23 protein-coding genes and 1 tRNA gene are annotated in these 22,079 nt (G+C 61.8%); 11 read left to right on the forward strand and 13 right to left on the reverse strand.

The annotated features are described in order from the left end of the window. Together otnI and gcl are read right to left on the reverse strand one after the other, a co-directional pair. Nucleotides 1-781: 2-oxo-tetronate isomerase (gene otnI / locus LB568_RS12365; RefSeq protein ID WP_224730266.1), on the reverse strand; the 781-nt coding region annotated here is incomplete at its 3' end. 10 nt (nucleotides 782-791) lie between these two features. Next, nucleotides 792-2,573 carry a glyoxylate carboligase gene (gene gcl / locus LB568_RS12370; protein ID WP_013895724.1) on the reverse strand — a complete coding sequence of 594 codons (1,782 nt, stop codon included), beginning with the start codon at nucleotides 2,571-2,573 and terminating at the stop codon, nucleotides 792-794. A gap of 213 nt (nucleotides 2,574-2,786) precedes the next feature. Between gcl and bhcR the strand changes: the two genes are divergently transcribed. Next, a complete protein-coding gene (bhcR, locus tag LB568_RS12375) occupies nucleotides 2,787-3,608 on the forward strand; it encodes an HTH-type transcriptional regulator BhcR (RefSeq protein WP_224730267.1) in 822 nt (273 codons plus the stop codon). Here the strand turns inward: bhcR and LB568_RS12380 are convergent, their stop codons facing one another. Continuing rightward, entirely contained in the window at nucleotides 3,609-3,968 is a 360-nt protein-coding gene (locus LB568_RS12380) for a hypothetical protein (RefSeq protein WP_224730268.1), read from the reverse strand. Between the two features lie 115 nt (nucleotides 3,969-4,083). Between LB568_RS12380 and LB568_RS12385 the strand changes: the two genes are divergently transcribed. After that, the gene (locus tag LB568_RS12385) at nucleotides 4,084-4,542 is read left to right on the forward strand and encodes a hypothetical protein (protein WP_224730269.1); all 459 of its coding nucleotides are present in this window, start codon (nucleotides 4,084-4,086) and stop codon (nucleotides 4,540-4,542) included. 69 nt (nucleotides 4,543-4,611) lie between these two features. On the opposite strand, the gene LB568_RS12390 is transcribed toward LB568_RS12385, so the two are convergent. The 3 genes from LB568_RS12390 to LB568_RS12400 all read right to left on the reverse strand — a co-directional run bounded on the left by LB568_RS12390 (nucleotide 4,612) and on the right by LB568_RS12400 (nucleotide 5,703). Next, nucleotides 4,612-4,923 carry a BA14K family protein gene (locus LB568_RS12390; protein ID WP_140573598.1) on the reverse strand — a complete coding sequence of 104 codons (312 nt, stop codon included), beginning with the start codon at nucleotides 4,921-4,923 and terminating at the stop codon, nucleotides 4,612-4,614. Nucleotides 4,924-5,125: 202 nt separating this feature from the next. Then, nucleotides 5,126-5,326 (reverse strand): hypothetical protein, encoded by a 201-nt coding sequence (locus LB568_RS12395; RefSeq protein WP_224730270.1) that lies wholly within the window; start codon nucleotides 5,324-5,326, stop codon nucleotides 5,126-5,128. Nucleotides 5,327-5,535: 209 nt separating this feature from the next. After that, nucleotides 5,536-5,703 (reverse strand): hypothetical protein, encoded by a 168-nt coding sequence (locus LB568_RS12400; protein WP_224730271.1) that lies wholly within the window; start codon nucleotides 5,701-5,703, stop codon nucleotides 5,536-5,538. A gap of 157 nt (nucleotides 5,704-5,860) precedes the next feature. Between LB568_RS12400 and LB568_RS12405 the strand changes: the two genes are divergently transcribed. Next, nucleotides 5,861-5,936: transfer RNA gene (locus tag LB568_RS12405), tRNA-Thr, on the forward strand. A 62-nt stretch (nucleotides 5,937-5,998) separates the two neighbouring features. On the opposite strand, the gene LB568_RS12410 is transcribed toward LB568_RS12405, so the two are convergent. Both LB568_RS12410 and LB568_RS12415 read right to left on the reverse strand, forming a co-directional pair. Beyond that, complete coding sequence (locus LB568_RS12410) at nucleotides 5,999-6,568, reverse strand: DUF2569 family protein (RefSeq protein WP_013895731.1); 570 nt, start codon at nucleotides 6,566-6,568, stop codon at nucleotides 5,999-6,001. A 127-nt stretch (nucleotides 6,569-6,695) separates the two neighbouring features. Beyond that, on the reverse strand, nucleotides 6,696-7,310 hold the full coding sequence (locus LB568_RS12415; protein ID WP_013895732.1) for a TetR/AcrR family transcriptional regulator: 615 nt from the start codon (nucleotides 7,308-7,310) through the stop codon (nucleotides 6,696-6,698). A 90-nt stretch (nucleotides 7,311-7,400) separates the two neighbouring features. On the opposite strand from LB568_RS12415, the gene LB568_RS12420 reads away from it, so the two are divergent. The 5 genes from LB568_RS12420 to LB568_RS12440 are packed head-to-tail and all read left to right on the forward strand — an operon-like array spanning nucleotide 7,401 to nucleotide 11,960. Further along, nucleotides 7,401-8,492 carry a spermidine/putrescine ABC transporter substrate-binding protein gene (locus tag LB568_RS12420; protein ID WP_013895733.1) on the forward strand — a complete coding sequence of 364 codons (1,092 nt, stop codon included), beginning with the start codon at nucleotides 7,401-7,403 and terminating at the stop codon, nucleotides 8,490-8,492. 6 nt (nucleotides 8,493-8,498) lie between these two features. Beyond that, nucleotides 8,499-9,350, forward strand: coding sequence for an ABC transporter permease (locus tag LB568_RS12425; RefSeq protein ID WP_013895734.1), 852 nt, complete (start codon nucleotides 8,499-8,501; stop codon nucleotides 9,348-9,350). Nucleotides 9,351-9,352: 2 nt separating this feature from the next. Beyond that, nucleotides 9,353-10,135 (forward strand): ABC transporter permease, encoded by a 783-nt coding sequence (locus LB568_RS12430; protein ID WP_013895735.1) that lies wholly within the window; start codon nucleotides 9,353-9,355, stop codon nucleotides 10,133-10,135. After that, entirely contained in the window at nucleotides 10,132-11,196 is a 1,065-nt protein-coding gene (locus LB568_RS12435; protein ID WP_013895736.1) for an ABC transporter ATP-binding protein, read from the forward strand. Before LB568_RS12430 ends, LB568_RS12435 begins: the two co-directional genes overlap by 4 nt. 2 nt (nucleotides 11,197-11,198) lie before the next feature. Continuing rightward, nucleotides 11,199-11,960, forward strand: coding sequence for an MBL fold metallo-hydrolase (locus LB568_RS12440; RefSeq protein WP_013895737.1), 762 nt, complete (start codon nucleotides 11,199-11,201; stop codon nucleotides 11,958-11,960). Between the two features lie 18 nt (nucleotides 11,961-11,978). On the opposite strand, the gene LB568_RS12445 is transcribed toward LB568_RS12440, so the two are convergent. From LB568_RS12445 to LB568_RS12460, 4 genes are all read right to left on the reverse strand, one after another. After that, a complete protein-coding gene (locus LB568_RS12445) occupies nucleotides 11,979-12,695 on the reverse strand; it encodes a TetR/AcrR family transcriptional regulator (RefSeq protein ID WP_224730272.1) in 717 nt (238 codons plus the stop codon). Between the two features lie 46 nt (nucleotides 12,696-12,741). Then, nucleotides 12,742-14,169: an amidase gene (locus LB568_RS12450; RefSeq protein ID WP_224730273.1), complete on the reverse strand. Its 1,428-nt coding sequence runs from the start codon at nucleotides 14,167-14,169 to the stop codon at nucleotides 12,742-12,744. 111 nt (nucleotides 14,170-14,280) lie between these two features. Further along, the gene (locus LB568_RS12455; RefSeq protein WP_224730274.1) at nucleotides 14,281-15,315 is read right to left on the reverse strand and encodes an extracellular solute-binding protein; all 1,035 of its coding nucleotides are present in this window, start codon (nucleotides 15,313-15,315) and stop codon (nucleotides 14,281-14,283) included. Between the two features lie 399 nt (nucleotides 15,316-15,714). Then, a complete protein-coding gene (locus LB568_RS12460) occupies nucleotides 15,715-16,638 on the reverse strand; it encodes a hypothetical protein (protein ID WP_013895741.1) in 924 nt (307 codons plus the stop codon). Nucleotides 16,639-16,887: 249 nt separating this feature from the next. Here LB568_RS12460 and glf point away from each other — a divergent pair, with 249 nt between their 5' ends. The 3 genes from glf (at nucleotide 16,888) to LB568_RS12475 (ending at nucleotide 21,247) form a co-directional block, all read left to right on the forward strand. Next, nucleotides 16,888-18,072 (forward strand): UDP-galactopyranose mutase, encoded by a 1,185-nt coding sequence (glf, locus tag LB568_RS12465; RefSeq protein WP_224730275.1) that lies wholly within the window; start codon nucleotides 16,888-16,890, stop codon nucleotides 18,070-18,072. Between the two features lie 598 nt (nucleotides 18,073-18,670). Beyond that, on the forward strand, nucleotides 18,671-19,444 hold the full coding sequence (locus tag LB568_RS12470; protein ID WP_041164248.1) for an NAD kinase: 774 nt from the start codon (nucleotides 18,671-18,673) through the stop codon (nucleotides 19,442-19,444). 192 nt (nucleotides 19,445-19,636) lie between these two features. After that, on the forward strand, nucleotides 19,637-21,247 hold the full coding sequence (locus tag LB568_RS12475; protein ID WP_224730276.1) for a DEAD/DEAH box helicase: 1,611 nt from the start codon (nucleotides 19,637-19,639) through the stop codon (nucleotides 21,245-21,247). An 84-nt stretch (nucleotides 21,248-21,331) separates the two neighbouring features. Here LB568_RS12475 and LB568_RS12480 read toward each other — a convergent pair whose 3' ends face one another. Then, nucleotides 21,332-21,937, reverse strand: coding sequence for a hypothetical protein (locus LB568_RS12480; RefSeq protein WP_013895745.1), 606 nt, complete (start codon nucleotides 21,935-21,937; stop codon nucleotides 21,332-21,334). Nucleotides 21,938-22,079 lie beyond the last annotated feature (142 nt).

Genomic DNA, 22,079 nt, shown 5'->3' on the forward strand with positions numbered 1-22,079 from the left:
CCTGCCCGGCCAGGTCCCGGAACCAGGCCAGCCCGGCTTCCGTGCCGGCCTTCGGCTTGTATTCCGCCCCGATCCAGCCGGAATAGCCGATGCGGTCGATGTGGTCGTAGAGGAAGGGATAGTTGATCTCGCCCGTCCCCGGCTCGTGACGGCCGGGATTGTCCGCAAGCTGGATATGCGCAATGCGGTCGAGGTTTGCCTCGATTTTACGGGCGAGATCCCCCTCCATGATCTGCATGTGATAGATGTCATATTGCAGGAACAGGTTTTTCGAGCCGATACGGTCGATGAGGTCGAGCGCCTGATCCGAGTGGTTGAGGAAGAATCCTGGGATGTCGCGGGTGTTGATCGGTTCGATCAGCAGCCGGATGCTCGCCTGCTCCAGCTTTTCCGCCGCGAAGGCGAGGTTTTCGGCGAAAACATCCTCGAGCACCTTGCGATCGGCGCCGACAGGCGCGATGCCGGCCAGGCAATTGACCTGCGGACAATCGAGCGCCTGCGCATAGGTTATCGCCTTGGCGATGCCCTGGCGGAATTCCGCCACACGGTCCGGCAGCACGGCGATGCCGCGCTCGCCCTTGCCCCAGTCGCCCGCCGGAAGGTTGAAGAGCACCTGTGTCAGGCCGTTCTTCTTCAGCCTCGCGGCCACCACCTCGGGTGCATGATCGTACGGACCGATATATTCGACGCCCTTGAAGCCGGCGCGGGCGGCTGCATCGAAGCGGTCCAGGAAATCGTGCTCGCCAAAGAGCATCGAAAGATTGGCTGAAAAACGCGGCATTCTTTTTCTCCTAATCCAGCATCACGATCGCGGTCGGCGCATCTTCCTGATGCTCGGCAAGGTCCTCGAATTCGGTGATCTTGTCGATCTCGGTGCCCATGGAGATGTTGGTGACGCGTTCGAGAATGAATTCGAGCACGACCGGCACCTGGTGTTCCTTCATCAGCCGCTGCGCCTGCCTGAAGGCGCCGGCGAATTCTTCCGGCTTGCGCACCCTGACCGCCTTGCAGCCCATCGCCTCGGCAACCGCGACATGATCCACACCATAGCCGGCCTCGGGATCGTCCGCCCGGTTGATGTTCTCGAAGGCCAGGCTCACCTCGTAGTCCATCGAGAAACCGCGCTGCGCCTGGCGGATCAGGCCGAGATAGGCGTTGTTCACGACAACGTGGATATAGGGCAGCCTGTGCTGCGCGCCGACCGCCAGTTCCTCGATCATGAACTGGAAATCATAGTCGCCCGACAGCGCCACGATGGTGCGGTCCGGATCGGCGGCGCGAACGCCAAGAGCTGCCGGCAAGGTCCAGCCAAGCGGGCCGGCCTGGCCGCAATTGATCCAGTTGCGCGGCTTGTAGACATGCAGGAACTGCGCGCCGGCGATCTGCGACAGGCCGATCGTGGTGACGTAGGTGACGTCGCGGCCGAACGCCTTGTTCATCTCCTCATAGACACGCTGCGGCTTCAGCGGCACCTGGTCGAAATGCGTCTTGCGCTTCATCGTCTTCTTGCGGGCCTGGCATTCCTTCGCCCAGGACGACCAGTCGCGCAGCTTTCCGGCGGTCTTCCACTCGGTGGCGACATCGAGCAGCATCTTCAGCGCGGCACCCGCATCCGAGACGACGCCGAGATCAGGCGCGAAGACACGGCCGATCTGCGTGGGCTCGATGTCGACATGGATGAATTTCTTCCCCTTGGTGTAGACGTCGACCGAACCGGTGTGGCGGTTGGCCCAGCGGTTGCCGATGCCGAAGACGAAATCGGCTTCCAGCATCGTCGCATTGCCGTAGCGGTGCGAGGTCTGCAGCCCGCACATGCCTGCCATCAGCCGGTGGTCGTCGGGAATCGCGCCCCAGCCCATCAGCGTCGGGATGACCGGCACGCCCGATATTTCGGCAAACTCGATCAGCAGATCGGACGCATCGGCATTGATGATGCCGCCGCCGGCGACGATCAGCGGCTTTTCGGCCGCGTTGAGCATCGCCAGCGCCTTTTCGGCTTGCGCCCGCGTCATCGCCGGCTTGAACGGCGTCATCGGCTCATAGGCGTCGATATCGAACTCGATCTCGGCCAGCTGGACATCGACCGGCAGGTCGATCAGCACCGGACCTGGCCGCGACGAGCGCATCAGGTGAAACGCCTTCTGCAGCGCCATGGGGACGAGATAGGGCTCCATCACGGTGACCGCCCACTTGGCGACAGGCGCCGCGATGGCGGCGATATCGACAGCCTGGAAATCTTCCTTGTTCAGCCGTGCGCGCGGCGCCTGGCCCGTGATGCACAGGATCGGAATGGAATCGGCGGCGGCCGAATAGAGACCGGTGATCATGTCGGTGCCCGCCGGACCCGACGTGCCGATGCAAAGCCCGATATTGCCGGATTTGGCGCGCGTATAGCCTTCGGCCATATGCGAAGCGCCCTCGACGTGGCGGGCCAGCACGTGGCGGATGGTGCCCCTCGCCTTCAGTGCCGAATAGAGCGGGTTGATCGCCGCGCCCGGCACGCCGAAGGCGCAGGCGATGCCTTCCTTTTCGAGAACGAGAACCGCGGCATCGACAGCGCGCATCCTGGCCATTTTCCGACCCTCCTCAGGGTTGTCATTGTTGGATGGCCGAGAATGTCAGCAAGATGGCTATTTTTCAATTTTTTCAGAATATTTTTTCATTTCTAGAAAACGACAGCTATCTGCTGATTTTATTGGATTTTCCGTTTTCCAAGAATCCCACCACTTGCGCGAGTGAAAAACTTTTTCATTGCTTGTTTGGCGAAACGGCGGAGAATGGCGCCCATGGACACGACCGAAAAACGCCAGCGCGGCCGGCCGCGCGCCTTCAACGGGCCATCCGAAGCCAATTCGGTGCAGTCGCTCGACCGGGCCTTGCGTATCCTGGCCATTGTCGCCGAAGGCAGTGGCCTGTCGCTGAGCGAGATATCCGCGCAAAGCAGCCTTGCCGCCTCCACCGCCTACCGCATGCTGACCACACTGCAGAATCACGGCATGGTCGAGTTCGACACCAGCGACCAATTGTGGTCGATCGGTGTCGAGACCTACCGCATGGGCGCTGCATTCCTGCGCCGGCGCAAGCTGGTCGACCGCGCCCGCATCGTCATGCAGGAGCTGATGGAAAAGACCGGCGAGACCGCCAATCTCGGCGTCGCCGAGGATGATTGCGTGGTGTTCGTCAGCCAGGTCGAGACGCATCAGGCGATCCGCGCCTTCTTCCGCCCGGGGACGCGCAGCCCCTTCCATGCCTCCGGCATAGGCAAGGCGGTGCTGGCGCATCTCGAACCGGAACGCGTCGGCACCATTTTGCGCAAGGCCGGCCTGCAGCGCTTCACCGACAAGACGCTTTCGGAAATCCCGGCGCTTGCGCACGACCTGGCTGTCATCAAGCTGCGCGGCTGGTCGGTCGACGACGAGGAACGGCACCCCGGCATGCGCTGCGTGGCGGCCGCTATCTTCAACGAGTTCGGCGAACCGATCGGCGGCGTCTCCGTGTCGGGGCCGACCGTGCGGGTGACGCCTGAGCGGCTGGCCGAGATCGGGCCGATGGTGCGCAATGCCGCGGCCGAAGTGACCAGGATGATCGGCGGCATGCAAGCCGGCTGATCAGCCCGCCCCAGGCAGCGCGCTCCTGGTCGCGATATCGAAGAAATCGAGCAGGATCGCCATGCCGACACCGCAGGCCGTGAAGACGAGGCCGGCGATGAAGATACGGTTGGCGCGTTCATAGACGCGCCGCTGTAGCGACTTTGTGTCGAGCAGCAGCGACAGCGCCCGCATCTGCAAGGCGATACCGGCCAGGATCGGCAGGACGGCGACCAGATGGTAGGTCTGCCAGGGAATCGGGTTGGCGGCCCAATGGGTGATGAAACCCAGCGAAAACGCCAGCAGGATGCCGACCGTGGTGACGGTGCCATTGCGGAAGACCGTCTCGATCAGGTCTTCGTTCGGGTCCTGCTCGTCCAAGCCACGCTCCCTCGATGCCCATCGCAAGAGACTAGACGCTCCGAAAACCGCTGTATAGCGCCCGCTGCATGGGACCGCCTTGCCGTGGCGTTCGAATGCATGCGAAAGGGCGCGGATGAGAAAAACGATCCAGCTTTTGCTTGTCGCTTCACTTTGCGGATGCGTGGCGGCGGCACCTCGACCCGATGCCGGCGACCAACGCGTCAATCCCATTCCGATCTCGCCCATTCCGATCTCGCCCATTCCGATCTCGCTCGCGCTGGAGGAGATCATTACCGGCGGCATCCGCCAGCATCTGTCGGATCCGGCCTCCGCCAAGTTCGGGACGGTGCTGGCCGGCGAGCGGACGTCGGGCGGCCGCCAAGAGATCGTGGCCTGCGGCACCGTCAGCAACAGGATCTCATCCGGGGCTTACGGCGATGACAAAGCCTTTGTCGCCAAGATCTACCCGGATGCCGGAAGCAGCTTCGAACTCGCCGCGATGAGCGATGGGTCGGCGGATTCCCGGCTTCGAGTTCAGGGCCTCTGCCGCGCGGCCGGTTTGCCGGCTCTCGACGCCGGCGCGAAGCTCTAGACCCGCGACCCTTCAAACGAAGAGAGGGGCTGCCCGCAACCCCTCTTTACGTCGTTGGTTGGCTTCCGCTCAGAGCCGGCAGTAGTGGCTATAGCCGTCGCGGCCGATGTAGGTGTCGGACTCCGGATCGTAGCTCGAGTAGCGATCGAAACAGCGGCGGACGTGCCAGGAACCACCGTCTTCGTCGACATAGACGGTACGCGGCGGCTGCTGGGCGAGCAGGCTGCCGAGGACGAAGCCGCCGACGCCGGCGGCGATGCCGATGCCGATGTCATGGTTGTGGTGATGGCTGTGGGCTGCCGAAGGCTGAACGGTGCCGACCAGGGCGGTGGCGGCGACAGTGGTGGCGATGAGGCCGGAAACGAGTGTGCGCGTGAACATGTCGATCTCCTTGGTTTGGTTACCGAGGCGATCCATCCGCCTCTTGATCATCTGTCGTTGCGGCAAGAAGAAAGGTTCGAATCTTTTTTCGTCTTTTTTGGAACTGGGGAAATCGCGTCCTCCGCCCATGGGTGGGCGGCTGCCGGCGTTCAACGCAAAAAGGGCGGCCGAAGCCGCCCTATTGAGGAATTGGGTCCCTCCATCAAAGGAAAATGATCACCCTGCCGTGCCTGTGGTGATGATGGTGATTGTAGTGATTCCACCAGAACTTCTTGAAGTGCTTATGGTGGTGATGATGATGGCCGTGCATGCCATAGGCAGACGACGTGCCGACGGTGCCGGCGAGCGCGCCGGTGGCGACGAAGATGGCGACGAGGCCTGAAGTGAGAGTGCGCTTGAACATGATGATCTCCTGGATTTTTTGATCGAGGCGACCCATTCGCCTCCGAACATCAGTCGGCGCGGCGCGGGAAAAGGTTCGAAGGGGCGAGGATTTTTTCGGCGAGGCTCGGGGAAGCGAGTAGTGAATAGTGAATAGTGGAAGCGAGCCGCCCGGCTCACTACTGACTACTGACTACTGACTACTGACTATTCCCTACTCACTCTCTTCGTTCACCCCATGCCCGTCACATGGCGAAGCCAGAAGGCGAGCGCGATGAAGCCGATGATGGTGGTCACGCCGGTCCAGTCGACATTGGCCTTCTTCACATCGCTGATGAGCTTCACCAGCAGTATCCAGGCGATGACGACCATGGGGAGAATGATGATGAGCCTGATCATGCGACACTCCAGTCCGAAGCGGTTGCACCTTGCCGATATGTAGGAAGCAATCCGGCGATTTTCAGGATCCCGCCTTTGAGCCCTCATCCACCGCTGGGGCGAACGAAAACGGAGTTTTGTCTTTACTGGCGCAACAAATATGCTACCGGAGCGCCGTGCCCTTGTAGCTCAGCTGGTAGAGCAGCGGTTTTGTAAACCGAAGGTCGGCGGTTCGATTCCGTCCGGGGGCACCAGTTCACCTAACGATCCGTCAAGAGCCGGAAGCCCCTCCGAGCGCGACCGCAACGCGATATCGCTATGAGGCGCTGGCGACTTGCCCTGATGCGCCCGCTTTGTTGAACGTGTTCCTCACCCTGACAGACCTGTAGACATAAGCAACCCAGATGCCAGCCGCGACAAACGAGGCTATCGGTGCCGCCAGCGCATCACCTGCGAGCACCTGGTTCACCGGAACGCCCAGAATTGAAGAAATCCAGATCGTGTCCAGGACAAAAACGACAGGGATCGCAAGCCACTGGAGCAGAAACAACTGCGGGAACCGGCGGCTTTTCCGCAGCATGGAAACGAGCACAACCAGTTGAAGCGCCAGAAATGCCAGATTGAGAGCAACCTCGCCATACACCGCCAGCGGCCCGTTTGAGAGGGCCATGAGTTGCTGGTAGCCGTCGGCCGAGTTGGCGAAGTCGGCAAGTGTGCGCAACGGTGATAATGCCTGACCGATAGCCAGCAGCATCAGCCAACCGCCGAAGCCCACAAGAGCCTCAGGATTCTGTGACGGCTTCGCGGCTGATCGAGCAGCAAAGAAAACAGGCACGCCGATCAACAGCAGCACGATCGCCCAATGCCAGACGGAAAACGCCCCCATTTACCCCTCCCCCTTTTTTATGCTCCTCTAAGTTGTACCAGATTTCAAGCTCAACTCAAGAGACGAGCCTCGCGTGACACGACATATATGCCGAGGTGACGATTTCTCCTGCCTGCTCCTGACTCGCTCACACTCCGATCGCCGCCACCAATATGCGGTTCTGCCTCCGTATCGCCGCACGCAACTCCGGTATTCTTGCGTCGTCGCGCTTCACGAACTCGATGAACATCATGTTCATGTTGTTGAAGATCAGTTCACCGAGCGCTGCCCCGTCGATGTCCTGCCGTACCAGCCCAATCTCTTGCAGCCGGGCGATCAGCGCGCGGATCTGTTCCGTCAGCGAGCGGTCCAACGCCGTATAGGCCTGGCCGAATGGGCTGTCGGGCAGTTGCATCGAGATCGCCATCGCCTGCCGCCACATCTCCTTGCTGAGATAATGCAGCGAATGCTCGATATAGATGCCGATCAGCGTGTCCAGCGCGTCGCCGACATTGGCCGGCGGCCTGGCGACGACGCCGCGGCCGGCGTTGAGCACTTCGTTGACCTCCAGCGAGACGATGGCGCCGAGGATGTCGCCCTTATTCTCATAGTAATTGTAGATGGTGCCGACCGAGACCTCGGCCTGAGTGGCGATCGCCTCGATCTTGGCGCCCTCATAGCCGGCCTCGCGGAAAAGTGCGGCCGCCGCCTCGATGATGCGCCTGTGCCGATCCGCCTTTTGCCTTGCCCGCAATCCGCTCATATCAGCCTCTTGCCACAAAAATAGAATTGACTCAATTTTAAAACTGGTTCAATTTTTTGCAAGAAGCCACGAAGGCAGGGAGAACACTCGATGTCCGCACAGTCAAAAGCCATGAATCCGCTTTCCGTCCTGAAGAACCAACTGCGCGCCGCCTGCGCTGCCACGGCGCTGCTGCTTGGCGCCGGCAGTCTCGCCGAGGCCGCCGATCTCAACGCGCTGATCTGGTGCGATCATTCCGATCCGGCGCTGCTGCAGCCCTTCGAGGAGGCCAACAACGTCAAGGTCAACGTCAAGGAATTCGAAGGCACCGGCGCCGGTCTCGCCATCGTCGAACAGTCGCAGCCCGGTGACTGGGACGTGATGGTGATCGATAGTATCGATGTGCCGCGCGGCGTCGAAAAGGGCCTGTTCGAGCCACTGCCGGAAGACAAGCTGCCGCTGGCCGACCTGTTCCCGCAGGTGAAGATGGACGGCTCGACCGTGGTCGGCGGCAAGCGCTACGGCATCACCGAAAAGTTCGGCTACAACACCATCGGCTTCAACAAGACCAAGGTCGACCCGGCCGACATGCAGTCATTGGCGTCGCTGACCAGCGACAAGTACAAGGGCAAGGTCGCCATCTACGACTATTACCTGCCGGTCATCGGCATGGCGGCACTCGCCATCGGCAAGAAGACGGCCGACCTCACCGAAGCCGATCTTCCCGCCCTCAAGGAAGAGCTGCTCAAGATGAAGGCCAATGCCAAGCTGGTCGGCGAAGTCACCGCCAGCCAGACGGCGCTTGCGACCGGCGAGGTCGACATACTGGTCGGCGGCGGCGAATGGGTGACGGCGGGGCTGGCCAAGGAAAACCCGGCGCTCGACTTTTCCATTCCGAAAGAAGGCGCGGTGCTGTGGTCGCAGTCGCTGGCCATGTTCAAGGATTCCAAGAACAAGGACATGGCGCTGAAGTTCATCCAGTACATCATGAGCCCGGAAGGCCAGGCGCAGCTTGCCACCTCGTCCTGCTATTGGGGCATGCCGTCCAACGCCAAGGCGGCACTGACCGACGATCAGAAGAAGATCCTGCGCTTCGACGAGCAGCCCGGCTTCCTTGCCCGCGCCCAGGCCTATCCGGCGCCGAACGCGGATCTCGACAAGAAGATGCAGGATATGTGGACCGAAATGCTGCAGGCGAAGTGAGTGCTCATGAATTCGGTGAGAAGCAGCGGACGGGGCAATGCCCTGCCTTGGGCGCTGGTCACCCCGGCGCTCGGTTGGACGCTGCTGTTCTTCGTGCTGCCCTTCATCGCCATGGGGTTTTCCAGCCTGACAGTGCATGAGGGCGGCGGCTTCACGCTCGCCAATTACAGCCAGTTCTTCACCGACCCGTCCTACTGGCAGGCCATGGTGAACTCGCTCGAGGTGACGGCGATCGTCACCGTGGTCTCGGTGCTGCTCGCCTACCCCTTCGCCTGGATCCTGGCCGAACAGGTGCCGGAACGCTGGCAGCGGCTGGCGCTGATGCTGGCCGTGCTGCCGTTCTGGACCTCCTATGTCGTGCGCTCCTATTCCTGGCTGCTGGTGCTGGCGCAGAACGGCGTCATCAACCGCGCACTGACCGGCGCCGGCCTCATCACCGAGCCGCTGCAGCTCGCCAACACTCGGTTAGCCACGGTCACCGGCTTCGTGCATTTCTTCGTCATGCTGTTGACGCTGACCATCTTCGCCAATCTGAAGCAGCTCAGCCCGAGTTACCGCAAGGCCGCGGCAGATCTCGGCGCCGGACCGGTGCGCACCTTCCTGCACGTCGTCCTGCCACTGACGCTTCCCGGTATCATGGTCGGCGCCTTCCTCACCTTCGTGCTGTGCATCGGCGACTACATCACGCCGCAGATACTTGGCGGCAACAACGAGCTTCTGATGCCGCAGCTGGTGATGATGCAGATCGGCCGGCGTGGCGACTTCCCGCTCGCCTCAGCGCTGTCGATCATCCTGATGGCCGTGGTCACCGTCGCCTACCTCGCCTGCGCGCGCTGGCTGAAGATCGAGCGGGCCTGACTATGCATAGGATTGTCCGCGTCATTTCCTTGGTCTACGCGCTTGCGGTCTATGGCTTCATCTTCCTGCCGGTGGTCGTGCTGGTGCTGTTTTCGCTGCAGGCGACGTCATTCCCGATCCCGCCGTTCACCGGCCCGTCGCTGCGCTGGTACGAGGCCGTTCTGTCCGACACGCGACTGACCTCGGCGCTGATCAATTCGCTGCTGGTCGCATCGATCTCGTCCCTCGCCGCGGTCACGCTGGGTTTCCTCTCGGCCTGGGGTTTCGCGCGCTTCGTGCTGCCCGGCTCGGGCCTGCTGCGCGGGCTGATCACGCTGCCGCTGACGGTCAGCTACCTGATCATCGGCATGGGGCTGCTGGTGCTGTTCAACTGGGCCGGCGTGCCGAAATCGCTGCTTGCCGCCGGCATCGGCCATGTGGTGATCAACCTGCCGCTCTGCTTTGCGATCATCTACAGCCAGATGGGCGGCCACCAGATCAACATCGAGCGCGCCGCGCGCGATCTTGGCGCGCCGGAATGGAAGGTGCTGCTGCTGGTCACAGTGCCGGTGATGGCCCCGGCGATCTTCGCCGGCTTCTTCCTGTCGATGACCTTCTCCTGGGACGAGTTCGTGATCTCCTTCCTGCTGACGCGCTTCGACACCACGCTGCCGGTGGAAATCTGGAACCTGCTGCGCTCCGGCCTCAATCCCAAGACCAATGCGGTCGGCTCGCTGGTCTTTGCCGTTTCCATCGTGCTGGTCGTGGCGTTCGAACTGACATTGTTGCGCAGGAGAAAGACATGATCGCGCCCCTGGTCGACATACGCAGCGTCTCGCACCGTTTCGGGCAACTGGCCGTGCTAAAAAATGTCTCGCTGCAGATCGAGCCCGGCAGCTACACGATCCTGCTCGGACCGTCGGGTTCGGGCAAGACGACGCTGTTGTCCATCCTTGGGGGTTTCGTCACGCCCAGCGAAGGCAAGGTGTTCATCAGCGGCAAGGATTGCACCTCGGTGCCGCCGGCCAGGCGCCCGACCACTACCGTTTTCCAGGATTATGCGCTGTTTCCGCATATGAGCGTCGGCGGCAATGTCGGCTTTGGGCTGCGCATGCAGGGCGTCGACGGTGCGACCCGTGCCGCCCGGGCGCGCGAGGCGCTGGCTCTGGTTGGACTTGCCTCGGCCTTCGACAAGAAGCCTCATCAACTCTCGGGCGGCCAGCGGCAGCGCGTGGCGCTGGCGCGTGCGCTGGTGATCGAGCCGGCGGTGCTGTTGCTCGACGAGCCGCTTGGCGCGCTCGACCTGAAGCTGCGCCGGCAGATGCAGGACGAATTGAAGGCGATCCAAAAACGCGTCGGCACCGCCTTCATCCATGTCACCCATGACCAGGAAGAGGCGATGGCGCTTGCCGACCACTGCGTGGTGATGAATGACGGCCGCATCGAGGACGAAGGACCGCCCGAGCGCGTCTATGCCCGGCCGGCGACGCGCTTTTCCGCCACCTTCATGGGCGAAAGCACGATCCTCGCTGGCACGGTCACCGAGGCCAAGGACAAGACAAGCACTGTCGCGACGCCGGTCGGGGCGGTCTCGCTGCCCGGTGCTTTGCCGGCAGGCTCGGCCGTTGCGCTGGCCATACGGCCGGAACATCTGACCTTGGGCGCGGCCTCAGGCGCCACAAGGCTGGGCACGGCCAAGGTGAGCGACGTCGTCTTCCAGGGCAGCTTCAAGCGTGTGCTCGCGATGTCCGTCGAAGACCCTTCGGTGCGGTTCATCGCCAAGCTGCCCGCAGCGGCCACGGTCCAGCCGGGCGACACGGTCGCGGCTTCGTGCGATACCGACCAGATCATCCTGCTGACGGATTGAACATGGGCATGCTTGCGGTCATCGACGCACCCGACTGGTACGAGACCATCCGTATGGCCGACGGCGTGACGCTGATCCATGAGCCGTGGATCAAACCGTTCTTCCGCTGCAACATGTGGCATGTGCGCGGCCGCGACCGCGATCTTCTCTTCGACACCGGGCTCGGCCATTTCAGCCTCAGGCAGCACGTGCCGCTGGTGGCCGAGCGCAAGCTGACCTGCGTGGCCAGCCACACGCATTTCGACCATATCGGCTGCCATCACGAATTTCCCGACCGCTGCGTGCACCGCGCCGAGGGGGAAATCCTCGCCGATCCGCGCAACGAATGGACGGTGGCCGACCGCTATGCGACCGACGAGATGTTCGATGGCATCCCGAAAGGCTGGGACACCGCGCGCTACGGCATTTCAGCCGCGCCGGCCGGCCGGCTGCTCGAACATGGCGATGTCATCGATCTCGGCGACCGCGCCTTCGAGGTGATCCACACACCCGGCCATTCCCCCGGCGGCATAGCGCTGCATGAAAAGAAGACCGGCATCCTGCTGTCCGGCGACATCGTCTATGACGGTCCGTTGATCGACGACGTCTATCACTCGGACATCCCGGACTATGTCGAGACACTCGCCGCCCTGCGCGACCTCGGCGTCTCGGTCGTGCATGGCGGCCATTTCCCGAGCTTCGGCAAGGTCCGCTATCGCCAGTTGATCGATGAATACCTGGCGCGAAAACGGCAGGTCGGCTGCCATCTGCACAAGAGCCCCTGACGACCTTAACGCATCAGTTCAAAAATGTTGCGGAAATGCCTGATGCAGCAGCAGCAGCATGGTTTTGCGCAGCACATCGGTGTCACGGCTGGAAGGGTTCAAATGGTCCCAGTACCAGGCGCCATGAACCAGATAATTCAGGCTTTCCGACAGGGTGTGTATGTCGACGCCGGTGTAACCACCGCTGCGCGAAATCTCGATCAGCAGTTCGCGTGCTTCGGCGGTGTAGGCGAGATCGCTCGGCAGGCCGATTTCATTGTAGATCTGCATGCTCTTGCGGTCGCTGGAGAACACGACGAAGACCGAAACCCATTTCGGATGCTGCCGGGCAAAGCGCTGCGCGCAATCGACGGCGCCCAGCAATCTTTCGACCGGCGACAGTCCGGGCGCCCGCACCAAGGTAACCCACAGCTCGTCATATCGATCGCTGAGATACTGCAGGACGGCCCGGAACAGGTTTTCCTTGCTGCGAAAGTGAAAGACGACCAGCGCGTTGGACGAGCCGACATGTTCGGCGATGCGCTGCATGGTGACGCTCGCCAGGCCCTCCTCCGCGATGAGCTCGATCGTGGCGTCGATGATGCGCTGCACGCTCGCTTCGCCGCGCTCGCGCCGACGGTCCTTGGGGGGAGCATCGTTTGCCGCGCCCCTGCCCTTGGCCGTTACAACTCCGCGTTTTTCCGGCTTTGCGGTTGCCTTGCGTTGCGCCATTTTCGTCAGGCCTTTCGGACCCACGGCGGAATATCCCGCCCCTTAGTACTTCGCTCGCTCCAGAGATCACTCAGAGCGAAGGGCGTTTCCCGGCGTCTCCATACCATTGCCCCCGGGCCGTTTCATAGGCCAGCCCAGCCCGGAAGACATCGGCATCGCTATAGGTACGGCCAACGATCTGGATGCCCGTCGGCACGCCGCTGGCCGCATGGCCTGAAGGTATGGTCAGAACCGGGCAGCGACTCATCATGTTGAACGGCGTCGTCATCACCCAGCCGAGCGACGGGTTCACCTCTTTGCCATTGATCTCGACCCTGTCCCTGGTCTGGTCGAACTCCGCCGGCACCGCCGGAAGCGCGTTGGTCGGGCAGATCAGCACGTCATAGGTCTCCAGCAGTGGACCCAGCGTCTGGTACATCTTGGCCGCCACATCGAGCGTTGCGACAAAATCCGTCGCCTTGGATTTTTGTCCATCCTCGGCAAACTGCCGGGCATAGCTGGTCATGTCCTTGCCGTGCTTCCCGAGCAGTTGCGACAGCGATGCGCCGAAAAGATGCTCCAGGTAGGCCATGCCGGCCTTGAGCACATCATCCCCCCAGCGCAGATCGACCTCCTCGACCGTAGCGCCGAGCGAGCGGAACACATCGCATGCGGCAAGTGTGTTCTTGCGCACGTCAGGGTCGACTTCAAACGATCCGAGATCCATGGAAAAGGCTATCCTCCAGCCCTTGATCGGCTTGTAGTCGAGCGGCAGACGCAGCTTCGGGCGCAGCGTGGCGATATCGAGCGGGCTCGGTCCGGCCATGACGTTCTGCAGCAGGATCGCATCCCTGACGTTTCGCGCCAGCGGACCGGTGTGGCAATAGAAGTCGAGATTGAACGGCGGCTCGTCCGGATTGCGCCCGTAAGGCGGCTTGAAGCCGACGAGGCCGCAGGCCGAGGCCGGAATGCGGATCGATCCGGCAATGTCCGAGCCGGTTGCGATCGACGACGTACCGGAGGCAAGCGTGGCCGCCGAACCGCCGGACGAACCGCCCGGCGTGAAGTCGCGGTTCCACGGGTTGCGGGTGACGCCCCAGCGCTTCGACCAGGTGTAGCCTGCACAGCTGAACTCGGGCGTCGCCGTGCGGGCATGGACGATGCCGCCAGCCTTGATGACGCGCTCGTTCATCGTCGAGGTGTGGCCGCCAATGGCGTCCTTCGACAGCAGCGAGCCGTGCGATGTCGGCTTGCCCTTGATGTAGCTCTCGTCCTTGATGCCGATCGGCAGGCCCTCGAGCGCACCGGTGCGGGCGCCCTTGGCATATTTTGCCTCGGCCCTGGCGGCCAGCCCCATCGCTTCGTCGAAATGCGTGAAGGTGAGGCAGTTGATCGCCGATTTGGTGGCTTCGGCCCGGCGGATAGTGGCGCGCATCAATTCGACGGGCGACAGTTTCTTCGCCTTGAACAGCCGCAGTGCCTCATGGGCCGGCATGTAGCATAGGTCGAGATCGGACATCGGAAATCTCCCCGCGATCGCGAGACCGCACTTGGCATCAAGGGTCGGATATGAGGGTGGCCGGACCGCGCGCTGCGGTCCGGTGGCTGTTCGTCGGTTCGGCCGGCGGCGCTACTTCTGCAGGTCTGTCCAGATTTTCGTATAGAGCGCCTGCACATCCGATGGGCAGGCCGGCATGAACTGGCCCTTGGCGGCGAATTCGGCCGGAACGTTGACCTCCGGTGCGTTTTTCATGTCGTTAGGCATAAAGGCTTCCGAACCTTTTATGCCGTTTGCGTAGCGCGCGAAGGCCGAGATCATGGCAGCGTTCTGCGGATCCATGATGAAGTTCTGGAAGAGCTTGGCATTCTCGACATTCCTGGCGTCCTTGAGAACGGCGACATTGTCCATCCAGATCGGAAAGCCTTCCTTGGGATAGCCGTAGACGATCTTGTCGTTCTGCAGTCTCTGCCGCAGCGAAATGCCGTTCCAGTTGACACCGGCGGCGATGTCGCCCCTGCCCAGGCCGTCGACGGCCGCGTAGTCGAGCGAAAGCCATTTCGCCTTGGCCTCGACCAGCTTGTCGTGGACCTTCTTCAGCACCTGCATGTCGTTGGTGCAGTACTGGCCGCCTTCATAGGCGATGGCGAGGAACATGATGTCCCCCATTTCGGGGACGACATTGATCTTGCCGACCAGCTCGGGCGGTGGGTCGAGGAAGAGCGCCGAGGTGTTGGGGTCGCCGGCATAGACCGACTTGTTCACCGAAATGCCTGTCGTGCCCCACTGCCACGGAACGGTATATTTGCGGCCCGGATCGAAGGGAACGTCTACCCATCTGGGATCGACGTTCTTGAAATTCTCCATCTTGCTGGGATCGGTTTCGAGCAGCAGGCCTTCGCTGATCCAGATCGGCACGACGCTGGCGGAGGGCACGACGATGTCGTAGCCGGAAGCGCCCTGGCGGACCTTGGCCAATGCGGTGTCGTTGGAATCGTAGTCGGTGACGGTGACCTTGACCTTGTAGGTCTCCTCGAATTTCTTGATCAGGTCCGGGTTGGTGTAATTGCCCCAGTTATAGATGTTGAGTTCGCCATCGGCGCGGGCGACGCCGGTTACGGCGAGCAGCGACAGCCCGACGGTTGCCGCGGTCAATTTCCAGTTCATGCGAGTGCTCCCATTGTTGGGACCGGCAGCGTATCGCCTCAGGTCCATTTCCTGCTGATGAACAAGCCTGATGACACCCCCGATTGCGGGCCGGATGGGCGTCACGATATTCCCCTTTTCGCGGCCATTCACCGGCGCATGCCGACTGGCCAACTCTTAATGCCAGGAATAATTATAACTAACCATACAGTCAATATGTTTTCACAAGCTTTGCCACGCGGCCGACTTCATCGGCGTGCGCGGCCGCTGCCTTCCCGAGCGATTTCCAAAGGGACGTCAGCGACTGGTTGAAGGACGGCCCGGCTTACCTGGTGAGACCATGCAAGGCCCCGGCAGGCGCAGCCACGAAGTCCACGACCCGACAGACCTTGCCTGGACGCTCGACGGCGATGCCAACCTTCAGGTTGTTACGGGTGGAAGCGAGATCGTATAGCGCGGTGGTGTCGACGCCTTCCGGCCTCTCCTCCACTGCTTAAACCGATCTCTCAGGCGGATTGGAGGCTTCTCGTAGATCGGAGGAGCAAGGCCAGCGAGTTCGTAATAGCCATCGAGGATGTTGGTACGCAGCAATTGGCGTTCCTGCGGATAGAAGCTGAAATGCGCCACGATCAGGTCACCAAATATCTTGCCCGGCCGGTCCAGTCTGGTAGGCAAGGTCGCCGAAAGCCACTCCTCCTCATCGCCCGACGGCGGATGGAAACTCTCTCCCAGGCCGACAATATCCGATCCGAAAAAGCCGAGTGCGTTGATCGAAAAGCGCGACAGCCTGATCTCCCTGTCCGGCACGCGGAAGTCATCAAGCCGGTTGGCGCGGACGGCCTCGATGAAGACCGGATGAAGCGCCTGTGGAAAGCTGGCATGAGCCCAGGAGAATTCGCATGACGCCTGGCAAGTCAGCGGACCGTCCACCAGGACCCTGGAAAGCTGCTTGATCAGTGAATTGCAGATGGCGTTGTTGATGATCAGCGGCGCGTACCAGATGGCCGATCCTCTCTCGGCCATGACCCTCGTCATGAACTTTTGAAAGAAGCCATCCTCGACAAAAACCACATCGTCGTCGAGGCGCAGGTAGAAAGCCTCGGCATCATCGCAGAAGCGATAGAAGTCACCGATGACGTTAAACCCGCCATCGGCGTGTGGAAGTTTCTTGATCCGGCATCGCGGGTCGGAGGCGGCCAGCCGTTGAAGGTAGGCGCGATCGGCTTCGTTGCGGCAATTGTCCCACAGGTGCCATTCGTGCACGTCGGGGCTTTTCAAAACGTGATGGCTGAGCAAGCGAAGATATTTCTCGCGCCCTGCCGGAGTCACAACGATCAGCTTCATGAAACGTACAATCCTGTGATGGCGATGGTTTACTCGGCCGATTGACCAACGATGACAAATCAGGTGGTCGAATACTGAAGTTTCTTTCAGGCTACAACAAAGCTGATGTAGCTTGCCAAAAAATATTTCTGTCCATTCGGACTGCCACCTCGTGTTCCAAACACTTCAACCCCATGTCGTTTTTCGCTTGTGTCGTGAGCGGCAGCAGCCAATAAGGCACGGACTTCAAACGCTGGATGGATCGGCCGAATGGACAAGAACCTGCTGAGCAAAGCCGACATCCTGATCGTCGGCGCGGGATTCTACGGCGCGACGCTGGCGGAGCGTATCGCCACCCAACTCGGCCGGCGGGTGCTGGTGATCGATCGGCGCACGCATATCGGCGGCAATGCCTATACCGAGCAGGATCCCGTCACCGGCGTCGAAATCCATCGTTACGGGCCGCATCTGTTTCACACTTCCAACGAGGAGGTCTGGAACTATCTGCAGGGTTTCACCGGCTTCACGTCCTATCGCCATCGCGCATTCTCGACCTATCGCGACAAGGTCTATCCGCTGCCGATCAACCTCGCCACGATCTGCCAGTTCTTCGGCAAGCGGCTGAGCCCGGACGAGGCACGCGGCATGATCGCCGAGCAGGCTGCGGAGCTTGGCGACCGCCCGCCGGCCAATCTCGAGGAGAAGGCGATCTCCCTTGTCGGCCGTCCCCTCTATGAAGCCTTCATCAAGAGCTACACCGCCAAGCAATGGCAGACGGACCCGCGCGAACTGCCGGCGCAGATCATCGCGCGCCTGCCGGTCCGCTACACGTTCGAGGACGGCTATTTCAATGACCGTTTCCAGGGTCAGCCCGTGGATGGCTACACCGCGATCTTCGAAAAGATGCTTGCACACGACCTCATCGAAACACGGCTTGGCGTCGACTTCTTCGACATCAAGCCCCTGCTGCCGAAGGACCTGCCGGTCGTCTATACCGGCCCGATCGATCGCTATTTCGACTATTGCGAGGGCGAACTCGGCTGGCGGACCATCGATATCGATCTGGAGGTGGTGAACACACCGGATCATCAGGGCACGGCGATCATGAACTATGCCGACGAAGCCGTGCCCTACACCCGCGTGGTCGAATTCCGGCATTTCAATCCGGAACGCCAGCACGGAAGCGACAAGACACTCATCGGCCGCGAGTATTCCCGTTTCGCCGGCCGCGCCGACGAACCTTACTATCCAATCGACACACGCAAGGACCAAGCGATCTACCGTCGTTACCTCGAAAGGGCGGCGGCCAAGAAAAACCTGCATCTGGGGGGACGGCTGGGCACCTACCGGTATCTCGACATGCACCAGGCGATCGGCGCGGCCCTCAAGGCCTTCGAAACCGTCTTTGCCCCCCATTTCACAGGCAAGCTCGATTCACTTCCGCGATCGGCATGATTTCACGGTCGCAACGACTTCACGGTCGGAAATGACTTAACGATCGGAATGAGGCCGTACGGCTTACAGCTCCGCCCTTTGCGGGCAAGGCATTCCGGCGGCATCGCCACAGCGAGATGCGGTGGGTACTGGTCTGTTGCTCATTTCTTCCGACTGGCGAACCAGCGCGGCGAAGACCAGCGCAAAGCTTCCCAGGATGACAAAAACGATGATCAGGCGTGCTACCGGCAATATGTCGGCCTCGTCTGGTTGGCGCGCACATCCCCGAACATCAGGATATTCTCGAGGGATCATGCACACAGATCAAAAGTGCCGCAGCGTCCTTTTGATGTCCCGAAGGATCCGGCAATGCTGCGGGCGCCCCACGCCACCCATGCCGGCTAACATGATCGATCCAGCTTTACGAGAGGTTACGCCCGGCCTTAACCATCACATTCGTTGGTGCCTTGACATCAACCGCGACCGGCCGGCCTCGGCAGACCGCGGCGCGATCGCTTCGCGGCCGACACAACGGCTCTCTTTGCAGACCTGCCCGCCCCATGCTACCCCGGCGCTGGCGCGGTCGGAACTGCCGCCAATCGGTCGCGATCGGGAAGCCATGAGCACAGCCGCCAACAGCATCGCCTTCGTCTCGTCCGACACAGCAGACGCCAAGGCGGCGCTGGAAAGCCTGTCGGCGCGCTATGGCCAATGTCCAGTCGCGGATGCAGGGGTTGTCGTGGCCCTGGGCGGCGACGGCTTCCTGCTGCAGACCTTGCGCGACACGATGGGGACGGGAAAGAAGGTCTACGGCATGAACCGTGGCACCATCGGGTTCCTGATGAACGAGTACCGTTCCGGTGGGCTCACCGAGCGCATCGCGGCAGCGGTCGCCGAAACGATCCGCCCGCTGGAGATGCTGGCCGTCACCTCGGAAGGCGAAACGGTCTCGGCTCTGGCGATCAACGAAGTGGCGCTGTGGCGCCAATCCTATCAGACGGCCAAGATTCGCATCAGCATCGATGATCAGATACGGCTTGAAGAGCTGAATTGCGATGGCGTCATGATCGCGACGCCGGCCGGATCCACGGCCTACAATCTCTCCGCGCACGGCCCGATCCTGCCGCTCGACGCGCCGCTTCTGGCGCTGACCCCGGTCAGCCCGTTCCGTCCGCGCCGCTGGCGCGGTGCATTGCTCTCCAACAAGGCGACCGTGCGCTTCGACATTCTGGAGCCGGAAAAGCGGCCGGTGAACGCCGCCGCCGACCATACGGAAGTCAAGGCGGTGACCACCGTGACGGTGCGGGAGTCGCCGACGGCGACGGCGACCTTGCTGTTCGATCCCAACCACTCCTGGAACGAGCGCATCCTGGCCGAACAGTTCCGGTATTGAGCCGGTACAGACACAAGCAGCCGGATTAAGCATCGCGATTAAGGTTACGACTTCACAATCGCGCCAATCCCACCCGTTTCTGTTGACAAATCGCGGGCTTGCGCCTAATCGCAATACCAATCTTGCAGGCGCGTGGCGCTTGCCGCGACGAACAACGTTGCGCTTCCCCGAACCAGCCAAAGACAGCAACACTTGTCCTCAGACACCACGACCGCTCAAGAAGCGTTGACCTTTTCAGACCTCGGCCTGTCGCCGAAGGTGCTTTCCGCAGTTACCGATGCCGGCTACACGCAGCCGACTCCGATCCAGGCCGGCGCCATTCCGCACGCCTTGCTCGGCAAGGACGTGCTGGGCATTGCCCAGACCGGCACCGGCAAGACGGCTTCCTTCGTGCTGCCGATGCTGACCCGGCTGGAAAAGGGCCGCGCGCGTGCCCGAATGCCGCGCACACTGATCCTGGAACCGACGCGTGAGCTTGCCGCGCAGGTCGAGGAAAACTTCATCAAGTACGGCAAGAATCACAAGCTCAACATCGCGCTCCTGATCGGCGGCGTGTCGTTCGACGAACAGGACAAGAAGCTGGAGCGTGGCGCCGACGTGCTGATCGCGACGCCCGGCCGCCTGCTCGACCACCGCGAGCGCGGCAAGCTCTTGCTCAACGGCGTCGAAATCCTCGTCATCGACGAGGCTGACCGCATGCTCGACATGGGCTTTATCCCCGATATCGAACGCATCTGCGAGATGATCCCGTTCACCCGGCAGACGCTGTTCTTCTCGGCGACGATGCCGCCGGAAATCACCAAGCTTACCGAAAAATTCCTGCACGCGCCGGTGCGTGTCGAGGTCTCCAAGGCCGCGTCGGCCGCGACCAACATCATCCAGCGGCTGGTCAAGTCGGGCTCGAAACCCTGGGACAAGCGCGAGACGCTGCGCAACCTGATCAAGGCTGAAGATGCCGAACTGAAGAACGCCATCATCTTCTGCAACCGCAAGGTCGAGGTGTCGGAACTGTTCCGCTCGCTGCTGAAGTATGATTTCGACGCCGGTGCGCTGCATGGCGACATGGACCAGCGCGCCCGCATGCAGATGCTGGCCAATTTCCGCGATGGCAAGCTGCGCTACCTCGTCGCTTCGGACGTCGCCGCGCGCGGCCTCGACATCCCCGATGTCAGCCACGTCTTCAACTATGACGTCCCGATCCATGCCGAGGACTATGTCCACCGCATCGGCCGTACCGGCCGCGCCGGGCGCTCGGGCAAGTCCTTCACCATCGCGACCAAATCCGACACCAAGTATATCGACGCCATCGAGCGGCTGATCGGCACCAAGATCGAGTGGCATGACGGCGATCTGTCGACGGTGGTCGCCAGCGAAGGCGAGGACGACGCGCCGCGCCGTGGCAAAGGCGCACCGCGCCGTGCCGGCCGCAAGGATGACGACCGTAAGGACAGGGGCGAGCGCAAGGACGGGGGCGAGCGCAAGAAGGGCGGCGAACGTCGCGCCAGACACAGCGAGGAAGACGCCCCGGCCGTGGCTGCCCAGCAGCAGGAGCAGTCCGATGCGGCAGAGACGCCGGTCGCCGACGTTGTCGAACGGCGCGCGCGCAAGGATGCAATCCGCTCGGAAAACACCGAGCGTAAATCCTCCGATCGCAATGAGCGCGCACCGGAGCGCGGTGATACAAGGCCGCAGCGCGGCGACAACAACCGCCCTGGCCGTCAACGCCACCAGGAAGACAACGACGCCACCGTCGGCTTCGGCGACGACATGCCGGCCTTCATGCGAATCGTCGCCAAGGTCTGATTCCCGGGCGGGCAAGCCAGCGATCCGGCTTGCCCTCGGTAGACGCACCGATGGATATCGACGGGCCTCGGCTTGGCGTGCCTGCTACATCGGGCCTGGCATCATCTTGGTCGGCTTCTCCAGCATCGGAAACTCGGCCTTGTTGCATTTCACCTTCGGGTTCGTCGGACTGAACATGCCGTTCGGATTGTCCGTCAGCCAGGCGTGAAGGTCATAGTGGACGAACTCCCTCGGGATGAGCGGATAGTGCCCCTCCATCGGGCCCATGAAGGTCTGTCCAAACAGCTTCGGCGGCGCTTTGACGTCCGGCGTCAGCGGCACCAGCCATTCCACACCGACCAACTTCAGGCCTTTCTTGGTCGGCTCGTAGATCAGGACGTTGGGCTTCATCGGGTCGAGTTTCTGGCCGACACTCGGGACATTGACGAAATGGATGCCCATGGCGCCCTTCGGGTAATCCATCGAGCCCGCTATCTTTTCTCCGCTGTAGTAGACGCAGCCGACCGTCGACAGATAGAGGTCGCGGACGGCGGCGGTGTAATCCTCATATTTGGCGAGCGATTTTTTCAAGGCATCGATGTCGGCCTTGTTGGCGTCCTCGGCCCTCGCCGCGGCGAGGCCCAGCCATAAAGTTGCAATGCCTGTCAAAGCAAGGACGCCGCAGCGCCCAAGGGTGGCTGTTCTTGTCATGCATTCCTCCCAGACTTCTGATCTGGCCGTGCAAGACCGAGGCGGAAAAATGCTGATTGCGCGGCCGGTTGTACCGCCTCATCCCCTCCGGAACAGCGAGGATGATATTCCTTTCCATTGTCGCGGGAAAGAAATTTATTAG

Source organism: Mesorhizobium sp. B263B2A (assembly GCF_020165775.1).
GTDB classification, from domain to species: domain Bacteria; phylum Pseudomonadota; class Alphaproteobacteria; order Rhizobiales; family Rhizobiaceae; genus Mesorhizobium; species Mesorhizobium opportunistum.